3 protein-coding genes and 1 pseudogene are annotated in these 2,976 nt (G+C 65.4%); all 4 read left to right on the forward strand.

The window, feature by feature from the left end; all coding sequences use genetic code 11:
* Positions 1 to 245 precede the first annotated feature (245 nt).
* Positions 246 to 1,508: an MFS transporter gene (locus tag AC1DQP_RS18860; protein ID WP_478052241.1), complete on the forward strand. Its 1,263-nt coding sequence runs from the start codon at positions 246 to 248 to the stop codon at positions 1,506 to 1,508.
* An 18-nt stretch (positions 1,509 to 1,526) separates the two neighbouring features.
* Complete coding sequence (locus AC1DQP_RS18865; RefSeq protein ID WP_350469436.1) at positions 1,527 to 1,730, forward strand: tautomerase family protein; 204 nt, start codon at positions 1,527 to 1,529, stop codon at positions 1,728 to 1,730.
* Positions 1,727 to 2,521 carry a fumarylacetoacetate hydrolase family protein gene (locus AC1DQP_RS18870; protein WP_346482323.1) on the forward strand — a complete coding sequence of 265 codons (795 nt, stop codon included), beginning with the start codon at positions 1,727 to 1,729 and terminating at the stop codon, positions 2,519 to 2,521. Before AC1DQP_RS18865 ends, AC1DQP_RS18870 begins: the two co-directional genes overlap by 4 nt.
* Positions 2,522 to 2,561: 40 nt before the next feature.
* Positions 2,562 to 2,976 (forward strand): annotated as a pseudogene (locus tag AC1DQP_RS18875) (acetaldehyde dehydrogenase (acetylating)); the annotation flags it as partial.

The following is a 2,976-nucleotide window of genomic DNA, read 5'->3' on the forward strand; positions in this document are numbered from 1 at the left end:
AGCGCACATACACCGCACGCGGCAGTGCCGGGAGGTGGATCGGCGGGCAGCCCGCAGGCAGGCGGTCTTCGTGGAGGCGCAGGATGAGATCGGACATGGGCGTAAACCTTCGGAAGTGTGGACGTATCGTATAGCGATACCGCCGTATCGTATATGTTCCGTTTCCCAAAATTGTGGTCTATAGTCGCCCATCGGTATCGATTGCCGATACATCGCAACCGCCAAAAATTCCGGAGGGGGAACAAATGGCCAGTAGTACGTCCACGTCGCCATCAGGCGACGCCAGCAACAAACGCTGGTGGCAAGGCGCCACCCAGCAGCAGTGGGGCACCTTCCGGTCGGCCTATCTCGGCTGGGCGCTGGACATCATGGATCTGATGCTGTTCGCCATGGTCATCAAGCACGTCAGTGCCGACCTGGGGTTCGACAAGTCCGACGCGGGAATGGTGATGTCGGCCACCCTGCTGGCGACCGCCGCCGGCGGGTTGCTGTTCGGGTTCCTGGCCGACCGCATGGGGCGCGCCAAGTCGATGATCCTCAGCATCATCTGTTACTCGATCGGCACTGCGTTGTGTGGGCTCTCGGACACGCTTGGCCAGCTGATGCTGTTCCGGGTCATCGTCGGCCTGGGTGTCGGCGGCGAATGGTCGGCCGGTTCGGCGCTGGTCAGCGAAACCTGGCCGGCCCAGCACCGCGGCAAGGTGATGGCGTGGATCCAGAGCGCGTTCGCGGCAGGCTATGCGGCGGCGGCCATCGTCGCGGCTGTGGTGGTGCCGATGTACGGCTGGCGCTGGGTGTTCGCGGTCGGCCTGCTGCCGGCACTGCTGGCCTTCTACGTGCGCCGCCATGTCAAGGAGCCGGAGATCTGGGTCAACCAGACCAGGCGGTTGAGCTTCACTGAGACTTTGGGCGCCCTGTTCAGTGCCCATCGGCGCAACACGCTGATCGGCCTGGCGTTCACCACGGCAGCCATGTGCGGCTACTGGGGCCTCTTCACATGGATCCCGACTTACCTGGCCACGCCGGTCGCCGAGGGCGGTCCGGGATTGGACCTGGTCAAGTCCACGGTGTGGATCGTGATCATGCAGGTGGGTGCGGCGCTGGGCTACGTCACCTTTGGTTACATCGCCGATCGGCTGGGGCGCAAGAAGGCCTTCCTGATCTTCTTCGCCGGCTCGGCGCTGTCGGTGCCGTTGTTCGTGATGATCCACACGCCGGGGCTGTTGATGGCATTCGGCATCGTGGTGGCCTATTTCGGCACCGGCTTCTACAGCGGCTTTGCCCCCACGTTCGCCGAAATGTTCCCGACGTCCATCCGCGCCACCGCGCAGGGCTTCGTCTACAACGGCGGCCGTGCCATCGCCGCGATCGCACCGGCGCTGATCGGCTACCTGGCCAACCAGCATGGCGTGGGCAGCGGCTTGCTCGCTACCGCCGGCTTCTTCGCGCTAGCCGGTCTGATCGTGCTGCTGTTCCTGCCTGAAACCAAGGGCGCGGAACTGACTTGATTCACCCTGGAGACTGACATGCCAATCATCCAAGTAACCCTGGTGCAGGGGCGCGACGAACAGAAGGTGCAGGCCTTCATCCGCGCGGTAGCCCGCGCTGCACATGAACAGCTGGACGCGCCGATGCAGACCATCCGTGTGATGGTCAATGAAGTGCCGCCGCAGCGCTTCGCGGTGGGCGATGTACTCAAGAGCGATTCCCCGACCGGGGCATCCGCATGAGCGCCGCCCTGACCCCGGCCGACATCGGCGAGCAGGCCGCGCAGCTGTACCGTGCGCTGCGAGAAGGCGCGCCCCTGGACCCGCTCAGCGAGCGCATTGCCGGGCTGCGTATCGAGGACGCCTACGCGATCTCCAGCAACCTGCTCGCCCGGCGCGTGGCCGACGGTGAGCGCGTGGTGGGCAAGAAGATCGGCGCAACGAGCGCGGCAGTGCAGCGCATGCTCAAGGTGGACCAGCCGGATTTTGGCTTCCTCACCGACCGCATGGAAGTGCGCAACGGCGGCACGCTGTCGCTTGATGGTCTGATCGCACCCCGCGCGGAGGGCGAGATCGCCTTCCACCTCAAGCGCGACCTGTGCGGGCCTGGCATTACCCATCACGAAGTGATCGCGGCTACCGAGGCGGTTTCGGTGTGTTTCGAGATCGTCGATTCGCGCATTCGGGACTGGAAGATCGGCATCACCGACACCGTGGCCGACAACGCCTCCGCTGCCGCTTTCGTCCTGGGTGACCAGCGCGTGCCACCCAAGGGCCTGGACCTGGGCACGCTGGGCATGGTGGTGGAAAAAAACGGTGAGCTCGTCGCGACCGGCGCCGGCGCGGCTGCGCTGGGGTCGCCGATCAACTGTGTGGTGTGGCTGGCCAATACGCTCGGCCGCCTCGGCACCTCGCTGAAGGCGGGCGAGGTGATCCTTTCCGGTGCCCTGGTGCCACTCATCCCGGTGCAGCGCGGCGACCACATGCGCGTACGCATGGGCGCCCTGGGCAGCGCCGACGTGCACTTTGCCTGATCCCGCTTCATCCCCCCAAGTATCCCCACAGGAGTGCGGTATGACCCTGAAAGTCGCCATCATCGGTCCCGGCAACATCGGCACCGATCTGATGATCAAAGTAATGCGCAACGGCAGGCACCTGGAAATGGGCGCGCTGGTGGGCATCGACCCCGCCTCCGACGGCCTGGCCCGTGCGGCCCGGCTCGGCGTCCCGACCATCGCCACCGGCGTAGAAGGGCTGATCGCATCGGAGGTATTTGCCGACATCGACATCGTTTTCGATGCCACGTCCGCGTCGGCGCATGTCCGCAATGATGCGTTGCTGCGCCAGGCGCGGCCGTCGATCCGGGTCATCGACCTGACCCCTGCGGCCATCGGGCCGTACTGCGTGCCCACGGTCAACCTGGAGGCCAACCTGGCCGCGCTGAACGTCAACATGGTCACCTGCGGTGGGCAGGCCACCATCCCAATGG

The sequence above is a fragment of the Stenotrophomonas sp. P5_A8 genome (genome assembly GCF_056400545.1).

What these genes read in the sequence shown, in the direction of transcription:
- AC1DQP_RS18860 (WP_478052241.1), top strand. Translation starts at nt 246, where the DNA reads ATGGCCAGTAGTACGTCCACGTCGCCATCAGGCGACGCCAGCAACAAA.
- AC1DQP_RS18870 (WP_346482323.1), top strand. Translation starts at nt 1,727, where the DNA reads ATGAGCGCCGCCCTGACCCCGGCCGACATCGGCGAGCAGGCCGCGCAG.
- AC1DQP_RS18865 (WP_350469436.1), top strand. Translation starts at nt 1,527, where the DNA reads ATGCCAATCATCCAAGTAACCCTGGTGCAGGGGCGCGACGAACAGAAG.